We start from the raw sequence: 235 nt of genomic DNA, 5'->3' as shown, positions 1-235 counted from the left end.
ATCGACCACCACTACCACACCGACCACGCCTAAACCTCATCATGCAAGTTCACGACGAACTAGTCTTTGAAATCCAAACCGACAGCATCGCCCCCCTCCAAAGCGACATCATCCAGCGCATGCAAAACGCCCACCCCCTAAATATCCCCCTCATCGTCGAAGCAGGCATAGGGGATAATTGGGACGAAGCACACTAATTAGATTGGTCTTGCCATTGGTTTTGGTTTGGTCTTTG

General features: G+C 50.6%; 1 protein-coding gene. It reads left to right on the top strand.

Annotated elements, in window-relative coordinates:
• Positions 1 to 197 (top strand): DNA polymerase (locus A5N84_RS09315; protein WP_143324921.1); only part of this gene is annotated, 197 nt, incomplete at its 5' end.
• Between the last annotated feature and the right edge of the window lie 38 nt (positions 198 to 235).

The organism is Rappaport israeli (assembly GCF_001888055.1).
GTDB classification, from domain to species: domain Bacteria; phylum Pseudomonadota; class Gammaproteobacteria; order Cardiobacteriales; family Cardiobacteriaceae; genus Rappaport; species Rappaport israeli.
The sequence above is the reverse complement of the archived record's forward strand: the minus strand, read 5'-3'. Positions and strand labels throughout refer to the sequence as shown.